Here is a 14,756-nt window from a genome sequence, read left to right as displayed (position 1 = left end):
GCGACTTTCCATTCGCCCATCACCTTTTTCCACAGAAGGTATTTATGTCCTCCACCAAAGCCCGCGCAGACTCACTTTCGCTTCTGCTGTTTACCTTGCGCAGTGGCAAGCTGATGGCGATCAACCTGCTCAAAGTCAGTGAAATCATCCCCTGCCCGCCGCTGACCAGGCTGCCGGAGTCGCACCCCAACGTCAAAGGCATCGCCACCCTGCGCGGCGCGTCGTTGTCGGTGATCGACCTCAGCCGCGCCATTGGCGAGCGGCCACTGGAAGACCCTAACGGTGGTTGCCTGATCGTCACCGACGTCAGCCGCTCCAAGCAGGGCCTGCACGTTCAGGCCGTGAGCAAGATCGTCCATTGCCTGACTACCGACATCCGTCCACCGCCCTTCGGCTCTGGCGGCGTGCGTTCGTACATTACCGGTGTGACCTCGGTCGACGGCACGCTGGTGCAGGTGCTGGACATTGAAAAAGTCATCCACGGCATCGCCCCGGTGCAGATCGAAATGGCCCCGACCGAACTGAGCATGGAAGACGCCGAAGTACTGGGCAATGCGCGGATTCTGGTGGTCGACGACAGTCAGGTCGCGTTGCAACAATCGGTGCACACCCTGCGCAACCTTGGCCTGCAATGCCACACCGCGCGCAGCGCCAAGGAAGCCATCGACTGCCTGTTGGACCTGCAAGGCACCGCCCAGCAGATCAACCTGATCGTCTCGGACATCGAAATGTCGGAGATGGACGGCTACGCCTTCACCCGCACCTTGCGCGAAACCCCGGATTTCTCGCACCTGTATGTGCTGCTGCACACCTCGCTGGACAGCGCGATGAACAGCGAAAAGGCACGCCTTGCCGGGGCCAATGCAGTGCTGACCAAGTTCTCCTCGCCGGAGCTGACCAAGTGCCTGATCGAAGCGGCCAAGGCGGTCGCCGAACAAGGTCATTGAGTTTGGCCGAGGCCTTTTGTTTTCTGATGCGGCGCAACCTGGCTGAGGTTGCGCCCGCAATCACCTGGCCTCAGGGAATCGTCCTCAGCGAATATCGCCCCGAATTGGCAGAAGACGTTCATCGCCTGATGGCGCTGGGTTACCTGGAGGGTGGCGGTCGCGTGCCGGCGCTGGATACCTGGCAACAGCGATTCGAAACCGATCCCGAGTACGATCCTTCACTGTGCTTCATCGCTCTGGATACCGACGGTATCGTTGGCGTGTGCCAGTGCTGGACGAGTGCCTACATCAAGAATCTGGTGGTGCACCCGCGCGCTCAGGGACGGGGTTTGGGTCGGGCATTGCTGTTGAATGCGTTCAATGTGTTTCAGCACCGCCGCGAAGGGTTTGTGGATTTGAAGGTGCTGGAAGACAACGTTCGGGCGCAGCGGTTGTATGAAAGTGCCGGGATGTATGTGGTCCGCCGGGAGCAGGTGCCGGCCTGACCCACCGCTTTCGCGAGCAAGCCCGCTCCCACAGGTGATCACCGTACCTGTGGGAGCGGGCTTGCTCGCGAAGAGGCCGACACATTCAACCTCATACCGTCAGGCATACTCGGTCCATACATGCCCAAGGATGCCTGAACTATGAAAGCGACCACCCTCACCTTCCTCTGCCTCACCACCCTCGCCACCCAAACCCAAGCCTCCAGTCCTGAAGCCTGGGCCGCCTTCGACAAAGCCATGCTCGCCAGTTGCATCAAGGCCAGCGGCCTGCAAGACGCCTTCCCCGTTGGCAAAGCCGCACAGTTCGACGACCGTGTCGACTACACCGCCGTGCTCCTGCAAGGCCGATACCCTCAAAAACACATGAAAGGCCAGCAAGGCACCGAGCTGTGCCTCTACAACAAAAAAAGCAAAACCGCCTACGTGACCGAATGGGACTCCATTCGCCTACCCGCCAAATCTCAATGAATGGCGCATAACTTGCTTCGACGCACACCTTCGCGGTGGCATTCTGTCGCCGTTTCGAGCCCAGACAGGCGACTGATCCTTCGATGAATACGACGTTTTCCTGCGTAGGTTGTGGCAAATGCTGCCATGACCATCACGTGCCCCTGACCCTGACAGAAGCCCGGATGTGGGCGGCCGACGGCGGCCAGGTGATCGTGCTGGTGGAAGGTTTCCTGGTCAATGGCCTGGGTTTGCCGGTGCAGCAACGCGAACATGCCAAACGCCGTTCGGTGGTGGTTCAAAGCGGCGCCACCGATGCCTGCGTGGCAATCACGTTTGCGGCGTACAACGTCGGGCCCTGCCGGAATCTTGACGAAGACAACCTCTGCAGCATCTACGAGCGCCGGCCGCTGGTGTGCCGTATCTATCCGATGGAAATCAATCCACACATTCCACTCAACAAGGCGATCAAGGACTGTCCGCCTGAGTCGTGGGAAAAAGGCCCGGAGCTGATCGTTGGCGGTGAACTGGCCGATCAGGAACTCGAAGGACTTATCCAGCGCTCCCGTCAGGCGGATCGCGATGACATCCGCACCAAGGATGCGATCTGCGCGTTGCTGGGGATTCGGACTACAGCGCTCAAGGGTGATGGATTCACCGCGTATCTACCGGACATGACCGCGTTTGCCACGGTCATTGATCAGGTGGCGCAACAACCGCTGACGGGTTCGGGCAGTGACTGGCAGTTCCACGTGTCCGGCGACGACATCGCCGGGCAAGTGCTGGCGGCCGGCGCAGAGGTGACCTCCGAGACGCCGCTCAACTACGCGTTCATTTCGTTGCGCGCGGCTTAACGGCGTTCTCGCCAGAACTCCTGCGCCAACTGCCGCAAATCCCCCGCCAGCTCCGCCACGTCCTCGGAGTTGGTCTGGCTTTGCCGGCCCTCGCTCACCGTGACTTCGCAGGCGGAGCGAATGCTGCTGATGTTGCGGTTGATGTCTTCGCTAACGGTGCTCTGCTCTTCCACCGCCGAGGCAATTTGCAGGCTCATTTCGGTGATCTGGTTGACCCGCCGACTGATTGTGTCCAGCGCGTCGGCGGCGCGTCGGGCCTGGTCGACGCTGTTTTGCACCTGCTCACTGCTTTGCTGCATCACCACCACCGCGTCCCGCGTGCCGTTTTGCAGGGTGCTGATCATGCGCTGAATCTCGTTGGTCGATTGCTGGGTGCGCTGGGCCAGGCCCCGCACTTCGTCGGCCACCACCGCAAACCCGCGCCCGGCATCCCCGGCGCGCGCCGCCTCGATGGCCGCGTTGAGGGCCAGCAGATTGGTTTGCTCAGCGATGCTGCGAATCACTTCCAACACTCCGGTAATCTCGCTGCTGTGCCCTTCCAACTGATGAATCACCTCGGTGGCGTGCGCCAGTTCCTCGGCCAGACGCAAGACTGCCTGGCGACTCTCGCTCACCAGCTGATGACCTTCGCGGGTTTCGCTGCCGGCCAGATCGGCCGCCTGGGACGCTTGCTGCGCATGGCTGGCGACCTGAGCCACGCTGGCGGACATCTGATGAATCGCCGCCGCCACCTGATCGGTTTCAGCCTGCTGGCCCAGCGTGCTGCTATGACTGCTTTGCAAGTGGTCGACCAGTTCCGCCGCATGCCCGGCCAGGCGCTGCGACGCATCGTCGATGCGCCCCACCACCGCGCCGGTCTGAGCCTCGAGCATCTGCAGGGCAAACTCGATCTGACCGAACTGATCCCGGCGACCGGTGTAAATAGCCTGACTCAACGGGTTGTCGGCAATCTGCCGGGCGCGCTCGGTCAACGCCTTCAGTGGGCGCAACATCACTCCGGTTCCGAGCGCCGCCAAACCACTGCCCACGACAAACGCCAGTACTCCGAAAACCGCTGACGAAGGGTTCAGCCACGCCTCGACGCCCACCACGCAGGCCAACATCGCGCTGAACAGCGCCGCCACTTTCAAACCCGGTGCGAGCACAGGCAGACGCTGCAACAGCGGCACCCGACCGTCGCGAAGGTGTGTATAGGCTGTTTCCGCGGCTTCGATCTGCCGCGCCGAGGGCCGGGTCCGGACCGACTGATATTCCACGGTCTGACCGTTCTGCGTCACCGGCGTGGCATAGGCGCTCACCCAATAGTGATCGCCATTCTTGCAGCGATTCTTCACCAGCCCCATCCACGAACGGCCACTTTTGAGGGTCTGCCACATATGCGCGAAAGCCGCCGCCGGCATGTCCGGGTGACGCAGCAGGTTGTGCGTCGAGCCCAGCAATTCCTCGCGGCTGTATCCGCAGATTTTGATGAGGTCGTCGTTGGCGTAGGTAATCGCGCTGGTCAGATCAGTGGTCGAGAGGATGTTCGCATCAGCTGCAACGTCGACATTACGGCCGGTCACCGGGAGGTTGATCTTCATGGAAAGCGCGCTCGTTGTAGGGAAGAGTCGGCAGGGCTGCTGACTCTAAGCGCACTGATTCCGCAAACGTTGATCTGGCTCAGGATATGAGCACTTAGCCATCACCGCGATTGAAACCGCGGTCGATGGCCAATGGCGAGGGGTGGAAACTCAGCGCTTGCCCATCGAACGACGGGTGCCGGGAGGCGCTGCGCCGGGGGTCTTGGTGTGGCCGTTCTTGGCGCCGTTCTTGTACCACGGCTGGCTGGCGGTTTTCGCGGCAGCCAATTCACCCGGCTTGAACGGGAACTTGAACGCCGGGATCGCGGCTTTGGTTTCGCTGTCTGCGCTGGAGTCGACGCTGTCTGGCAGGTCAGCCTGGTCGTCGCTCAAGGCGTCGGCAACCGGCGGTTGTGTCGGGGAAGTCATGAAAGCTCCGGGTGATGCAATAGAGTCGGGCCCGGTCAGCGAGCCGCGAAAGGCGGCAGTATACCTTTCCAGGGCCCACTGTAGGAGCGAGCTTGCTCGCGAAAAACGTCCAGGCACCGCGTTCATCCAGACAGCCCGCGTTATCGTTTACGTCCATCGCGAGCAAGCTCGCTCCTACAAACTGACAGCGCCGTCAGTTAGCAGTCACCTTCCTGACCGGCGAACAGGTTTATAAAGGGAGGTATAACCCTGACCAAACTCCGTCCATCCAGCCCCGGCGCCCCACTCGCATGCGAATTCAAAAAAAAACCGCCTTGATCGCCGCCCTTCTGATTGTCCTGGCAGCGCTGGGCGTGTGGTACGCCACCAAACCCGTGACGGCCAAACTCGCCGCGCCCACGGCGATTCCGGTTCGGGTGGTGAACGTCGCCGAAAAAGACGTCCCTCGCTACGTCAGCGGCATCGGCGCGGTATTGTCCCTGCACAGCGTGGTGGTACGCCCGCAGATCGACGGCATCCTCACCAAAATTCTGGTCAAGGAAGGCCAACTGGTCAGCAAAGGTGACTTGCTCGCCACCATCGATGACCGTTCGATCCGCGCCAGCCTCGACCAGGCTCGCGCGCAACTCGGCGAAAGCCAGGCGCAGTTGCAAGTGGCGCTGGTGAACCTCAAGCGCTACAAACTGCTGAGCGTCGACGATGGCGTGTCCAAGCAGACCTACGATCAACAACAAGCGCTGGTCAACCAACTCAAGGCCACCGCCCAAGGCAATCAGGCTTCGATTGATGCCGCGCAAGTGCAGCTTTCCTACACACAGATTCGCTCCCCGGTCACCGGTCGCGTCGGTATTCGCACGGTGGACGAAGGCAACTTCCTGCGCATGACCGACACCCAAGGCTTGTTCACCGTGACGCAGATCGACCCGATCGCCGTGGAGTTTTCCCTGCCGCAGCAGATGCTGCCGACCCTGCAAGGCCTGATCAACGATCCGCAACACGCACAAGTGAAGGCCTACATCGGCGCCGACACCGACGGCGAAACCGGCAACCTGCTGGGCGAGGGTCACCTGACCCTGATCGACAACCAGATCAATGCCAACACCGGCACCATCCGCGCCAAGGCCGAATTCAACAACCCCGGGCAGAAACTCTGGCCGGGCCTGCTGGTGACCGTAAAGATTCAGACAGCATTGGATAAAGACGCGCTGGTGGTGCCGCCCACCGTCGTACAACGTGGCCTCGATCAACACTTCGTGTACCGGGTCAAGGGTGACAAGGTTGAAACCGTCCAGGTGCAGATGGTCTATCAAGGCAGCGGCCAGGACATCATCAAAGGCGTGAAACCGGGCGACGTGCTGGTCAGCGACGGCCAATCAAGGCTCAAACCCGGCTCGACCGTGCAGGTACTGACCGAGCCACCGCAAGTGGTCCAGTCGGAGTCGAAGCCATGAAGGGCCACGGCTCGGTTTCGGCGTGGTGCATCGATCACCCGGTGGCGACGATCCTGCTGACGTTTGCCCTGGTGTTACTCGGCGTCATCGCCTTCCCACGCCTGCCGATTGCACCGCTGCCGGAAGCCGAATTCCCGACTATTCAAGTGGCCGCGCAACTCCCCGGCGCCAGCCCGGAAACCATGGCGTCGTCCGTGGCCACGCCGCTCGAAGTGCAATTCAGCGCCATCCCCGGCGTGACCCAGATGACCTCGAGCAGCGCCCTCGGCTCGACCAACCTGACCCTGCAATTCACCCTCGACAAAAGCATCGACACCGCCGCGCAGGAAGTGCAGGCCGCAATCAACACTGCCGCCGGCAAACTGCCCAAGGACATGCCGAACCTGCCGACGTGGCGCAAGGTCAACCCGGCCGATAGCCCGGTGCTGATTCTGAGCATCAACTCGACCCTGATGCCCGGCCCCGAACTCAGCGATCTGGTGGAAACCCTGCTGTCCCGTCAGATCAGTCAGATCGACGGCGTAGGCCAGATCAACATCACCGGTCAGCAACGTCCGGCGATTCGCGTTCAGGCTTCGGCGGACAAACTCGCGGCCATCGGCCTGACGCTGGCGGACATTCGTCTGGCCATTCAGCAGACCAGCCTCAACCTGGCCAAAGGTGCGTTGTACGGCGAGTCGAGCATCTCGACGCTGTCGACCAACGATCAGTTATTCCATCCCGAGGAATACAGCCAACTCATCGTTTCCTACAAGGACGGTGCGCCGGTTCACCTGAAGGATGTGGCGAAAGTCGTCAATGGTTCGGAAGACGCCTACGTGCAGGCCTGGGCCGGTGACAAGCCCGGGGTGAACCTGGTGATTTTCCGGCAACCGGGCGCCAACATTGTCGAGACCGTGGATCGCATTCAGGCTGCCCTGCCTGGCCTCGAAGCCATGCTGCCGGCCTCGGTGCAGGTCAAAGTGCTGGTTGACCGGACCCAGACTATCCGCGCCTCGCTGCATGAAGTGGAAATCACCTTGCTGATCGCGATCATGCTGGTGGTGGCGGTGATGGCGCTGTTCCTGCGCCAATGGTCGGCGACGCTGATCGTGTCAGCCGTATTGGGCGTTTCGCTGGTCGCCAGTTTCGCCCTGATGTACATCATGGGTTTCAGCCTGAACAACCTGACACTGGTGGCCATCGTGGTGGCCGTGGGGTTTGTGGTCGACGATGCGATTGTGGTGGTGGAAAACATTCACCGTCACCTGGAGGCCGGTGACGGCATGCGCGAAGCGGCGATCAAGGGCGCCGGCGAGATTGGTTTCACCGTGGTCTCGATCAGTTTTTCGCTGGTGGCGGCGTTCATTCCGCTGCTGTTCATGGGCGGCGTGGTCGGGCGACTGTTCAAGGAGTTCGCCCTGACGGCCACTTCTACCATCATGATTTCGGTAGTGGTGTCGCTGACGTTGGCGCCCACGCTTGCGGCTCTGTTCATGCGTGCACCGGTGCATCATGCCCACAGCAAACCCACGTTCGGCGAACGCTTGCTGGCAGGCTATGAAAAAGGCCTGCGCCGCGCCCTCGCCCATCAGAAATTGATGATCGGTGTGTTTGGATTGTCTCTCGTTCTGGCCATCGCCGGTTACATCTTCATTCCGAAAGGTTTCTTCCCGGTCCAGGACACCGGTTTCGTCCTCGGCACCACCGAAGCCGCCGCCGACATTTCCTACGGCGACATGGTGAAAAAACACCTGGCGATGGCCGAAATCGTCGCCGCAGATCCGGCGGTCGCGGCGTTTTCCCACTCCGTGGGTGTGTCCGGCAGTAACCAGACCATCGCCAACGGCCGCTTCTGGATCTCCCTGAAAAAACGCGGCGACCGCGACGTCTCGGCCAGCCAGTTCATCGACCGGATCCGTCCGCAACTGATGAAAGTCCCGGGCATCGTGCTGTACTTGCGCGCCGGTCAGGACATCAATCTCAGCTCCGGCCCGAGCCGCGCGCAGTACCAATACGTGCTCAAAAGCAACGACGGCGCGACCCTCAGCACCTGGACCCAGCGCCTGACGGAAAAACTGCGCGCCAACCCGGCGTTCCGCGACATTTCCAACGACCTGCAACTGGGCGGCAGCATCACGCACATCAACATCGACCGCAGCGCCGCCGCGCGTTTCGGCCTGACCGCCAGTGATGTCGACGAAGCGCTGTACGATGCGTTCGGTCAGCGCCAGATCAACGAATTCCAGACCCAGATCAACCAGTACAACGTGATTCTGGAGCTGGACACCCAGCAACGCGGCAAGGCCGAAAGCCTCAACTATTTCTACCTGCGCTCACCCCTGAGCGGGGAAATGGTGCCGCTGTCGGCGCTGGCGAAATTCGATGCGCCGACGGTGGGTCCATTGTCGATTGCCCACGACGGCATGTTCCCGGCCGCCAACCTGTCGTTCAACCTGGCACCCGGCGTGGCACTGGGCGATGCCGTCATCATGCTCAACCAGGCCAAGGCCGACATCGGCATGCCGGCGGCCATGAGCGGCAACTTCCAGGGCGCGGCCCAGGCGTTCCAGAGCTCATTGGCCAGCCAGCCGTGGCTGATTCTGGCGGCGCTGGTGGCGGTGTACATCATTCTCGGCGTGCTCTACGAGAGCTTCGTCCACCCGCTGACCATCATCTCGACGCTGCCATCAGCGGGGCTCGGCGCGGTGATCATGCTGTGGATCTGCGGGCAGGATTTTTCGATCATGGCGCTGATCGGGTTGGTGCTGTTGATCGGGATCGTGAAGAAGAACGGCATCCTGATGATCGACTTTGCCCTGGAAGCACAGCGCAAGGGTGGCCTGCCACCGGAAGAAGCGATTTACCAGGCCTGCATCACCCGGTTCCGGCCGATCATCATGACCACCCTCGCTGCCTTGCTCGGCGCACTGCCACTGATGCTCGGATACGGCACTGGCGCCGAGTTGCGCCAGCCATTGGGGATTGCAGTCGTCGGCGGCTTGCTGGTGAGCCAGGCGCTGACGCTGTTCACCACTCCGGTCATATACTTGTGGCTTGAGCGGCTATTCCATCAGCCCAAAAAACCAGCGCCCGTACCGGTGCTGGCGACCACAGACTGAGGCGGGGTCATGCGCGTTCTGATTATCGAAGACGAAGAAAAAACCGCGGATTATCTGCATCGCGGCCTGACGGAACAGGGTTACACCGTGGACCTGGCGCGGGACGGCGTTGAAGGCCTGCACCTGGCGCTGGAAAGTGACTACGCGGTGATCGTCCTCGACGTCATGCTGCCGGGCCTCGATGGCTTCGGTGTACTGCGCGCCTTGCGTGCGCGCAAGCAAACCCCGGTGATCATGCTCACCGCCCGCGAGCGTGTCGAAGACCGGATCAAAGGCCTGCGCGACGGCGCCGACGATTACCTCGGCAAACCGTTTTCTTTCCTTGAACTGGTGGCGCGCCTGCAAGCGCTGACCCGGCGCAGCGGCGGACATGAACCGGTGCAAGTGAGCATCGCCGACCTGTGGATCGATTTGATCAGCCGCAAGGCCACCCGTGCCGGCACGCGCCTGGACCTGACCGCCAAGGAGTTCTCGTTGCTCAGCGTGCTGGCCCGCCGGCAAGGTGAAATCCTCTCCAAAACGGCGATTGCCGAAATGGTCTGGGACATCAATTTCGACAGCGACGCCAACGTCGTCGAAGTCGCGATCAAACGCCTGCGCGCCAAACTCGACGGGCCGTTCGACGAGAAACTGCTGCACACGATCCGTGGCATGGGTTATGTGCTGGAGAGCCGTGGTGTCCAGTAATTCGATTGCGCTGCGTCTCAGTGGAATGTTCACGCTGGTGGCGCTTTTGGTGTTTCTGTTGATCGGCTGGGCGCTGTATCAACAGGTCGACAAGGGCTTGGGCTTGCTACCCGAAGCCGAGTTGGAAGCGCGTTACAGCGTGCTCGAATCCACCGTCGGCCGTTACGGCACGCCGGAGCATTGGGTGAAGATCAACAACAAGCTCAAGCTGCTGGGTGAAGAAGACAAACGCATCAGTTTCTGGATCATCAGTGGCGATCCGCACTACGAATACGGCAACCTGACGCCGCAAATCCGCGCCTTCGCCGAAGGACCGCTGGGCATGCGGGATTTGCAGTTGCCGGATCAGCCTTATCCGCTGAAAGTGCTGGTCAGCCAGTTCCCGGCCAAGGATCAACGACCGCCGTTGCGCTTCATGATCGGCATCGACACCGAGACGTTTTTCCAGACCCAGCATCATCTGCTGATCGCGCTGATCAGCCTGGCGATTGTCGGTGTGCTGTTGGCCTCGGCACTCGGGTATTGGGTGGCGCGGATCGGTCTCAAGCCGTTGATCAAGTTGTCTCAGGAAGCCCAGCGACTGACGCCGCCGTTGCGTTCCGGGCGCTTGCGCCTGTCGTCGCTGCCGCCTGAACTCAATCAGTTCGTCAACTCGTTCAACTCCACGCTGGAGCGGGTCGAACAGGCCTACTCGCGGCTTGAGTCGTTCAATGCCGACGTCGCTCATGAACTGCGTTCACCGCTGACCAATTTGATCGGCCAGACGCAGGTGGCGTTGACGCGCGGACGTTCGGCTGAACACTACTTCGAAGTACTGCAATCGAACCTTGAAGAGCTGGAGCGGTTACGTTCGATCATCAACGACATGCTGTTTCTTGCCAGCGCGGATCAGGGCAGCAAGGCCACCAAACTGACGTCCACCTCGCTGGCCGATGAAGTGGCGACGACCCTGGAGTATCTCGATTTCATCCTCGAAGACGCACAGGTGCAGGTGCAGGTCAGTGGTGATGCGCAGGTGCGGATCGAGATCGCGCATTTGCGTCGGGCGCTGATCAACCTGCTCAGTAACGCAGTGCAGCACACCGAGCCTGGGCAAGTGATTCAGGTGCGGATTGAGGTCGAGGAGCATCAGGTCAGCATCGGCGTCGCCAATCCAGGATCGCCGATTGCCAGCGAGCACTTGTCGCGGTTGTTCGAACGCTTCTACCGGGTCGATGCGTCGCGCAGCAACAGTGGCAACAACCACGGTTTGGGGTTGGCGATCGTCAAGGCAATTGCGCTGATGCACGGCGGCGATGTGTTTGTGCGCAGTGATCACGGCATGAATACGTTCGGCATCCACCTCCCGGTTTGACGGGTCTCAAAAGATCAAAAGATCAAAAGATCGCAGCCTTCGGCAGCTCCTACGGTTGGAATGCGTTCCCCTGTAGGAGCTGCCGAAGGCTGCGATCTTTACTTCTACCGCAACAGTCCTTTCTTGAATTGGCTCTGTTTCCCATCGGCCAGGATCCTTATCTTGGCGCCACCAAACAGCACTTGCCAAGCAAGAAGGTTTTAAAGATGTCCAACACTATGGGTATTGCCAGCGCTTTCGTTTTGTCCTCTTTGTTCCTCTCCCCGTTCGCTGTCGCTGAAGAGTCGCAGACCTTCGTCGCGCACAAGGCAGCGCGGGCCGCAGCGTTCGAAGAGTATCAGAGCGAAATGACGGCCAAGGCTCAGGACGCTGCGCAAACCCCTCAAGCGTCGACCACTCAGGCCCAGCCACGGGTCGAGAAAGATAGCTGAGCACCCGATCACTCTGTTTCCCTCGACACTTTTCATAGGCTCTTCCTTATGAAAAGTTGTCTTCAAAGCCGCTGCTGTCAGCGGCTTTTTTTCGTCACTGCGTCGACTGTTCATTGCAGCCGCTGCAACGATTAACCTACTCGTGGGTAGATGCCTGGCGGACCAGGACACGGATGAATACCCGGTGATCGTCGACTACCCGCTCAATGTCTTCTAAGCTTCAATAAGCAAAAGGCCAGCACGTTTTGCTGGCCTTTTTTTTTGTACGGGATTTATACAGGCGCGGTGAACGCACCGGTTTCTGGAACTCTGCCCGATTCTTGCAAAAAGAACCTTCATAACGCCTTATTAGCAGAAGTCAGAACCATGAGTGTGAGCAGTGCGATATCTCTCCTTCCGATCCGTTCGACGCGATCGGAACGGCTTCTGGTTCTCAGCAGTTTGCTGTTGGTGATTGCCATCCTGAGCATCGTAGCCTTCTTGCTGATCCGTGAACGCGCCAATGCTGAACTGTCGGCCACTCGCTCAGCCTCCAATATCGTGCAATTGATCGACGCTGACGTGCTGCGCAATGTCGAACTCTATGATCTGTCCTTGCTCGGTTTGATCGCCGCCTCGCAACGTGAAGACCTGAAGGCCGTATCCCCGACCATCCGCCATTTGGCCTTGTTCGACCGCGCCACCGCAGCGCCGTACAAGGGCGACATTTTGTTGCTCGACAAACAGGGCAACGTGATCGCCGACTCGGGCTCGGTGGAACCCAGAAAAGGCAACTTTGCCGACCGCGAGTACTTCCAGTCCCATGTAAACAATCGCGACCCGAGCATGTTCATCAGCCGCCCCTTCCGTTCCAGACTGGCCGAGCATGAGTGGCGCATCAGTTTCAGTCGCCGGGTCAGCGGCACGCAGGGCGAATTCCTCGGGGTGGCCGAAGCGGCCATGCGTTTGAGTTACTTCGATCAGTTGTTCAATAGTTTGAGTATCGGTCGTGACAGCTCGGTCAACCTGATCAGCACGGACGGAATTCTTCTGGCCCAGGAACCTCGCCTGGCCGAAGAGATGATCGGCAAGGACTTCAGCAGCCGCCCCAACTTCCAGCGCATCCTCAAAGAAGGCAACGGTAGTTTCACCGGTGTTTCGAGCCGCTTCCAGGATGAACGCCTGTACACCTTCTCAAGAGTGGGCAATTTACCGTTGATCGTCATCGTTGCCCTGTCCAGTGATGAGGTGTTTGCGTCGTGGAAGCGCACAGCGGTGGTGGTCAGCCTTGCGACCATCGCGCTGTGCGTCAGCCTGCTCTGGCTGACCTGGCTGTTCAGCCGGGAACTGCGCCTGCGCCACACCGCCGAGCAGGAACTGGCGCAACTGGCCGCCACCGATGCCTTGACCGGCGTGGCCAATCGCCGAACGCTGGATCAGACCCTGCGCCATGAGTGGTTTCGCGCCCAACGGTCGGGCAAACCGCTGTCGGTGCTGATGATCGACGCCGATCACTTCAAGGCCTTCAATGATCAACATGGTCACCAGGCCGGCGACGATGCGCTACGCGCACTGGCCAAGGTGATCGCCGAGAACGTGCGGCGACCGGCGGATCTGGTCGCCCGGTACGGTGGAGAGGAATTTTCGGTGGTCCTGGCGGAAACGGACAGCGCGGGGGCGCAGCAGATTGCCGAACACATCCGCGTTGCAGTGGAGCAACTGCCGATTTTGGCGGGCGTTGAATCGCCGATGACGGTCAGTATCGGCATCAGCACCTGGACCACGATCACCGATGGCGGCCTTGAGCAGTTGCTGTTTGCAGCGGACAAGGCGCTGTATCAGGCGAAGGAAAGTGGGCGGAATCAGGTGGTTAGCGCGGATTGAAAGCAAGATCAAAAGATCGCAGCCTGCGGCAGCTCCTACAGTCGAAATGCGTTTCATGTAGGAGCTGCCGCAGGCTGCGATCTTTTGATTTTCAGGCATAAAAAAAGGCCACCCGAAGGCAGCCTTTAAAAACTAGAGAGGTTTTTTGCTTACACCGCCGCAACCGGACGCATGTAAGAGATCGGTGCAGTGCTGGCGTCTTCGAAAGTCACGACTTCCCAAGCATCTGTCTGCTCAATCAACTTGCGCAGCAGCTGGTTGTTCAATGCATGTCCGGACTTGAAGCCCTTGAACTCACCAATCAGGCTATTGCCCAGCAGGTAGAGGTCACCAATTGCATCGAGGATCTTGTGCTTCACGAATTCGTCTTCATAGCGAAGGCCGTCTTCGTTCAGTACACCATCCGCGTCGACCACAATAGCGTTTTCAACGCTGCCGCCGAGTGCGAGGTTGTGCTTGCGCAGGTACTCGATGTCACTCATGAAACCAAAGGTACGGGCGCGGCTGACTTCTTTTACGAACGAAGTGCTGGAAAAATCCACGCTTGCACTTTGTGTGCGGTTACGGAAAACCGGGTGATCGAAATCGATCTCGAAACTCACCTTGAAGCCTTCGAAAGGGACGAAAGTGGCGCGCTTGTCGCCGTCTTCCACTGTCACTTCCCGCAGGATCCGGATGAACTTCTTCGGTGCGTCCTGTTCTTCCAGGCCGGCCGATTGAATCAGGAATACGAAAGGTCCAGCGCTACCATCCATGATCGGGACTTCGGACGCGGAGAGCTCGACGTAGGCGTTATCGATGCCCAGGCCAGCCATGGCCGAGAGCAAGTGCTCCACCGTATCCACTTTGGTGTCACCACTGACCAGCGTGGTCGACATCGTGGTTTCACCAACGTTTTCCGCGCGGGCAGGAATCTGCACCACAGGGTCGAGATCGGCACGACAAAACACAATGCCGGTGTCGATAGGTGCGGGCTTGAGGGTCAGGTATACCTTCTCCCCGGAGTGCAGGCCTACACCTGTGGCACGGATAATATTTTTCAGTGTGCGTTGTTTAATCATGGCTTGGGCCGCTTCAGCGCAAATTGCGAACTGGTATCAACAAAGGCTGGCGATGATAGCAGACCAGACCTTTGCTGAACACCAATC

At 59.9% G+C, this 14,756-nt stretch carries 13 protein-coding genes and 1 pseudogene; 10 read left to right on the top strand and 4 right to left on the bottom strand.

Annotated elements, in window-relative coordinates:
* Nucleotides 1–44 precede the first annotated feature (44 nt).
* The 4 genes from ACYZTL_RS20845 (at nt 45) to ACYZTL_RS20830 (ending at nt 2,733) form a co-directional block, all read left to right on the top strand.
* Nucleotides 45–947 (top strand): chemotaxis protein CheW, encoded by a 903-nt coding sequence (locus ACYZTL_RS20845; RefSeq protein ID WP_461953327.1) that lies wholly within the window; start codon nt 45–47, stop codon nt 945–947.
* Nucleotides 948–973: 26 nt separating this feature from the next.
* A complete protein-coding gene (locus ACYZTL_RS20840) occupies nt 974–1,432 on the top strand; it encodes a GNAT family N-acetyltransferase (protein ID WP_461953326.1) in 459 nt (152 codons plus the stop codon).
* 141 nt (nt 1,433–1,573) lie between these two features.
* A complete protein-coding gene (locus tag ACYZTL_RS20835; protein WP_461953325.1) occupies nt 1,574–1,900 on the top strand; it encodes a hypothetical protein in 327 nt (108 codons plus the stop codon).
* An 83-nt stretch (nt 1,901–1,983) separates the two neighbouring features.
* Entirely contained in the window at nt 1,984–2,733 is a 750-nt protein-coding gene (locus ACYZTL_RS20830) for a YkgJ family cysteine cluster protein (RefSeq protein ID WP_461953324.1), read from the top strand.
* Here the strand turns inward: ACYZTL_RS20830 and ACYZTL_RS20825 are convergent.
* The 3 genes and pseudogenes from ACYZTL_RS20825 to ACYZTL_RS20815 form a co-directional block, all read right to left on the bottom strand.
* On the bottom strand, nt 2,730–3,836 hold the full coding sequence (locus ACYZTL_RS20825; protein ID WP_461954348.1) for a methyl-accepting chemotaxis protein: 1,107 nt from the start codon (nt 3,834–3,836) through the stop codon (nt 2,730–2,732). The two genes, ACYZTL_RS20830 and ACYZTL_RS20825, sit on opposite strands and share 4 nt — an antisense overlap.
* Nucleotides 3,837–4,031: 195 nt before the next feature.
* Nucleotides 4,032–4,313: pseudogene (locus ACYZTL_RS20820) on the bottom strand (PAS domain-containing protein); the annotation flags it as partial.
* 150 nt (nt 4,314–4,463) lie between these two features.
* Nucleotides 4,464–4,721 (bottom strand): hypothetical protein, encoded by a 258-nt coding sequence (locus ACYZTL_RS20815; protein ID WP_008026610.1) that lies wholly within the window; start codon nt 4,719–4,721, stop codon nt 4,464–4,466.
* Nucleotides 4,722–5,011: 290 nt separating this feature from the next.
* Here ACYZTL_RS20815 and ACYZTL_RS20810 point away from each other — a divergent pair, with 290 nt between their 5' ends.
* The 6 genes from ACYZTL_RS20810 to ACYZTL_RS20785 all read left to right on the top strand — a co-directional run bounded on the left by ACYZTL_RS20810 (nt 5,012) and on the right by ACYZTL_RS20785 (nt 13,608).
* The gene (locus ACYZTL_RS20810; protein WP_461953323.1) at nt 5,012–6,172 is read left to right on the top strand and encodes an efflux RND transporter periplasmic adaptor subunit; all 1,161 of its coding nucleotides are present in this window, start codon (nt 5,012–5,014) and stop codon (nt 6,170–6,172) included.
* Nucleotides 6,169–9,273 (top strand): multidrug efflux RND transporter permease subunit, encoded by a 3,105-nt coding sequence (locus ACYZTL_RS20805; protein WP_461953322.1) that lies wholly within the window; start codon nt 6,169–6,171, stop codon nt 9,271–9,273. Before ACYZTL_RS20810 ends, ACYZTL_RS20805 begins: the two co-directional genes overlap by 4 nt.
* 9 nt (nt 9,274–9,282) lie before the next feature.
* Complete coding sequence (locus tag ACYZTL_RS20800; RefSeq protein ID WP_007916978.1) at nt 9,283–9,960, top strand: heavy metal response regulator transcription factor; 678 nt, start codon at nt 9,283–9,285, stop codon at nt 9,958–9,960.
* Nucleotides 9,950–11,314, top strand: a complete 1,365-nt coding sequence (locus tag ACYZTL_RS20795; RefSeq protein WP_461953321.1) for a heavy metal sensor histidine kinase — start codon at nt 9,950–9,952, stop codon at nt 11,312–11,314. The genes ACYZTL_RS20800 and ACYZTL_RS20795 overlap by 11 nt, the downstream gene beginning before the upstream one ends.
* Nucleotides 11,315–11,520: 206 nt before the next feature.
* Nucleotides 11,521–11,745 (top strand): hypothetical protein, encoded by a 225-nt coding sequence (locus tag ACYZTL_RS20790; RefSeq protein WP_461953320.1) that lies wholly within the window; start codon nt 11,521–11,523, stop codon nt 11,743–11,745.
* A 366-nt stretch (nt 11,746–12,111) separates the two neighbouring features.
* Nucleotides 12,112–13,608, top strand: a complete 1,497-nt coding sequence (locus tag ACYZTL_RS20785) for a diguanylate cyclase (RefSeq protein WP_461953319.1) — start codon at nt 12,112–12,114, stop codon at nt 13,606–13,608.
* A 149-nt stretch (nt 13,609–13,757) separates the two neighbouring features.
* Here ACYZTL_RS20785 and lpxC read toward each other — a convergent pair whose 3' ends face one another.
* Nucleotides 13,758–14,669 carry a UDP-3-O-acyl-N-acetylglucosamine deacetylase gene (lpxC, locus tag ACYZTL_RS20780; RefSeq protein ID WP_017340679.1) on the bottom strand — a complete coding sequence of 304 codons (912 nt, stop codon included), beginning with the start codon at nt 14,667–14,669 and terminating at the stop codon, nt 13,758–13,760.
* Between the last annotated feature and the right edge of the window lie 87 nt (nt 14,670–14,756).

The sequence above is a fragment of the Pseudomonas sp. LB3P81 genome (assembly GCF_054897965.1).
This window is presented reverse-complemented; position numbering and strand designations above follow the sequence as displayed.

What these genes read in the sequence shown, in the direction of transcription:
- ACYZTL_RS20835 (WP_461953325.1), top strand. Translation starts at nt 1,574, where the DNA reads ATGAAAGCGACCACCCTCACCTTCCTCTGCCTCACCACCCTCGCCACC.
- ACYZTL_RS20845 (WP_461953327.1), top strand. Translation starts at nt 45, where the DNA reads ATGTCCTCCACCAAAGCCCGCGCAGACTCACTTTCGCTTCTGCTGTTT.
- ACYZTL_RS20790 (WP_461953320.1), top strand. Translation starts at nt 11,521, where the DNA reads ATGTCCAACACTATGGGTATTGCCAGCGCTTTCGTTTTGTCCTCTTTG.
- ACYZTL_RS20840 (WP_461953326.1), top strand. Translation starts at nt 974, where the DNA reads ATGCGGCGCAACCTGGCTGAGGTTGCGCCCGCAATCACCTGGCCTCAG.
- ACYZTL_RS20815 (WP_008026610.1), bottom strand. Translation starts at nt 4,721, where the DNA reads ATGACTTCCCCGACACAACCGCCGGTTGCCGACGCCTTGAGCGACGAC.
- ACYZTL_RS20805 (WP_461953322.1), top strand. Translation starts at nt 6,169, where the DNA reads ATGAAGGGCCACGGCTCGGTTTCGGCGTGGTGCATCGATCACCCGGTG.
- ACYZTL_RS20785 (WP_461953319.1), top strand. Translation starts at nt 12,112, where the DNA reads ATGAGTGTGAGCAGTGCGATATCTCTCCTTCCGATCCGTTCGACGCGA.
- lpxC (WP_017340679.1), bottom strand. Translation starts at nt 14,669, where the DNA reads ATGATTAAACAACGCACACTGAAAAATATTATCCGTGCCACAGGTGTA.
- ACYZTL_RS20825 (WP_461954348.1), bottom strand. Translation starts at nt 3,836, where the DNA reads ATGTTGGCCTGCGTGGTGGGCGTCGAGGCGTGGCTGAACCCTTCGTCA.
- ACYZTL_RS20810 (WP_461953323.1), top strand. Translation starts at nt 5,012, where the DNA reads ATGCGAATTCAAAAAAAAACCGCCTTGATCGCCGCCCTTCTGATTGTC.
- ACYZTL_RS20830 (WP_461953324.1), top strand. Translation starts at nt 1,984, where the DNA reads ATGAATACGACGTTTTCCTGCGTAGGTTGTGGCAAATGCTGCCATGAC.
- ACYZTL_RS20800 (WP_007916978.1), top strand. Translation starts at nt 9,283, where the DNA reads ATGCGCGTTCTGATTATCGAAGACGAAGAAAAAACCGCGGATTATCTG.